This is a genomic window from Armatimonadota bacterium, from assembly GCA_031081585.1.
GTDB lineage: Bacteria > Sysuimicrobiota > Sysuimicrobiia > Sysuimicrobiales > Humicultoraceae > Geohabitans > Geohabitans tengchongensis.
In genome coordinates this window covers 1-2,616 of record JAVHLY010000066.1, presented here as the reverse complement: position 1 = coordinate 2,616, position 2,616 = coordinate 1, and the positions used below count along the sequence as shown (strand labels likewise).

The 2,616-nt window shown below is 73.8% G+C and carries 3 protein-coding genes; 2 read left to right on the top strand and 1 reads right to left on the bottom strand.

Going from position 1 to position 2,616, the window contains the following annotated elements; genetic code table 11:
• Nucleotides 1-67: 67 nt before the first annotated feature.
• Complete coding sequence (locus RB146_14055) at nt 68-1,102, bottom strand: iron ABC transporter substrate-binding protein (protein MDQ7830088.1); 1,035 nt, start codon at nt 1,100-1,102, stop codon at nt 68-70.
• 167 nt (nt 1,103-1,269) lie between these two features.
• Between RB146_14055 and RB146_14050 the strand changes: the two genes are divergently transcribed.
• A complete protein-coding gene (locus RB146_14050; protein ID MDQ7830087.1) occupies nt 1,270-1,728 on the top strand; it encodes a Fur family transcriptional regulator in 459 nt (152 codons plus the stop codon).
• Nucleotides 1,695-2,616 (top strand): aminotransferase class V-fold PLP-dependent enzyme (locus tag RB146_14045; GenBank protein MDQ7830086.1); only part of this gene is annotated, 922 nt, incomplete at its 3' end. The genes RB146_14050 and RB146_14045, both read left to right, overlap by 34 nt.

The following is a 2,616-nucleotide window of genomic DNA, read 5'->3' as shown; positions in this document are numbered from 1 at the left end:
CTAGCACCGGGTCCTGGCTCGCGCGCGCCGGGTCAGGATCTGCGTCGCAGACCGCCTCCCCGTGACCCTACAGCACGCCCGTCTCGCGCAGCAGCCGCAGCGTCTCCTCCAGGGCTTGCAGGTGGTTCAGGTCGACCCCGGGGGTGCGGATGCGGTCGAGCGGCACGAGGCGCGGGTCCGCGGGCACCCCGGCGACGAGCGGGTACTCGAAGGTCTCGCGGGCGAAGTACCGCTGCGCCTCGGGCGAGAGGAAGAAGGCGACCAGCCGCTGCGCCTCGGCGCTCTGGCGCGAGGTGTCCACGATCCCCGCCCCGGCCACGTTCACCAGGTTGCCGGCGTCCGGACCCGGGAAGTGGTAGTTGCGCACCGGGAAGGCCTCGCCGCGCTCCTCCAGGAACCGGTAGAGGTAGTAGTGGTTCACGAAGCCCACGTCGACCTCGCCGGCGCCGACTGCGGCCACGATGGCGGTGTTGTTGCGGTAGACGCGGGGGGCGTTGGCCTTGACGGCCAGCAGCCACCGCCGCGTGCGCTCCGTCCCCCACAGGAGGCGCAGCGCGGTGACGTGCGCCTGGAAGGAGCCGTTCGTGGGCGCCCAGCCGATGCGCCCGCGCCAGCGCGGGTCGGCGAAGCCGGCCAGGGAGTCGGGCAGGTCGGCCGGGCGCAGCCGACGGGTGTTGTAGGCGACCACCCGGGCGCGCCCGCTCACCCCCACCCAGAGCCCGTCCTTCGACCGGAAGCGCGGCTCCACCCGGGCGAGGAGGCTGTCCGGCAGGCGGCGCAGCCGGCCGGCGTAGGCCAGCGCGCCGAGCGCTCCGGCGTCCTGGGCGATGTAGACGTCGGCGGGGCTGTTCGGTCCCTCCTCCATGATGGTGGCGGCCAGCTCGGCGGTCTCGCCGTAGCGGACCCGCACCCCGATCCCCGTGCTCTGGCTGAACTGCTGCAGGAGCGGGCCGATCAGCTCCTGGGTGCGGCCGGAGTAGATGGTGAGCGCGGGCGCCTGCGCGAGGACCGCCGCCGGTCCCCCCGGCCAGGCCAGGACCAGCGCGAGCAGTCCCCCCACCGCCGCGACACCTCCCCACCTCGCCTCTCCGAACCTGCGCACCGCCTGACCACCCCCCTCCTGGCTCCCTGCGACGCTTCCCGGCCCGCCCGTCCTCGCGCCGGGCCGGAGAGCCGGCCCGGGCTGGAGAACCGGCCGCGGCTAGGCTATCCTTATTGTTGACCTGGGAACAACAGAATGGCCGAACAATCGTTGTTAGGACTCTACGGATGCTGACGGCGGCCGAGCTGCGGGAGCGGTTCCAGGCACGCGGGCTACGCATCACCCCGCAGCGCGACCTGCTCTTCCGCCTGCTGGAGGAGCTGGAGGGGACGCACCCCACGGCCGAGACCCTCCACCTGCGGGCCGCCCGGGTGATGCCCTCGATCTCCCTGCGGACGGTCTACGCCATCCTGGAGGAGCTCGCGGAGGTCGGCGCGGTCCGCCCGCTGGAGCTGGGCACCGGCAGCAAGCGCTTCTGCACCACCGTGACCCGCCACCACCACCTGGTCTGCGACCGCTGCGGGAAGGTGCTGGACGTCTTCGTGAACGTCGGGCCGGTGGAGATCCCGCCCGAGCAGGCCCGCGGCTTCTGCGTCACGGAGCAGTCCCTGGTCTTCCGCGGTGTCTGCGCGGACTGTCAGCGCATGGCGCCATCGGCCTCTGCCGAGCCAGCGGCCCGGCCCTGACGTCGATCCCCCAGGACCCCCAGACGAGCCTGCGCGAACTCTTCCTGCTCCGCTCCGACGTCGTCTTCCTGAACCACGGGGCCTTCGGCGCCTGCCCGCGGCCCGTCTTCGAGGCCTACCAGCGGTGGCAGCGCGACCTCGAGGCCCAGCCGGTGGAGTTCCTCGGCCGCCGATTCCCCGACCTCATGCGCGAGGCCCGGGGGGCGCTAGCCGCGTTCGTCGGCGCCGACCCCGACGACCTGGTCTACCTGCCCAACGCGACCACCGCGCTCAACACCGTGGCGCGCTCGCTCCCCCTCCGCCCCGGCGACGAGGTGGTGGGGACCGACCACGAGTACGGCGCGGTAGACCGCCTCTGGCGCTTCGTCTGTGCGCGCCGCGGGGCGCGCTACGTCCGGGCCAGGGTGCCTGTCCCGGTGGAGACGCCGGCGCAGGTGGTCGAGGCGGTGTGGGCTCACGTCACCGAGCGGACGCGGGTGCTGGCCTGCAGCCACCTCACCTCCCCGACCGCCCTGATCTTCCCGCTCGCGGCCCTCCTCCGCCGGGCGCGTGCGGCGGGGATCCTCACCGTGGTCGACGGCGCGCACGTGCCCGGACAGATCCCCCTCGACCTGCGGGCGCTCGACCCGGACTTCTACGCAGGGAACTGCCACAAGTGGCTCTGCGCGCCCAAGGGGGCGGGGTTCCTCTACGCGCGCCGGGACCGCCACGGGCTGCTCGAGCCGCTGGTGATCAGCTGGGGGTGGGATCGGGGCGAGGAACGCTCCGGCGCTGCCGCCCGCGTCCGGTCCGTCACCGAGGACGCCGGAGACGGCACCGCCCGCGGCGACAGCGAGGAGGCGAGGGACGAGGGACGCGAGACGGCGAGAGGCGGCGGGCTCGTCCTAG

Bases quoted from the DNA above. Each gene is read 5' to 3' on its own strand.
- RB146_14050 (MDQ7830087.1), top strand. From the start codon at position 1,270: ATGCTGACGGCGGCCGAGCTGCGGGAGCGGTTCCAGGCACGCGGGCTA.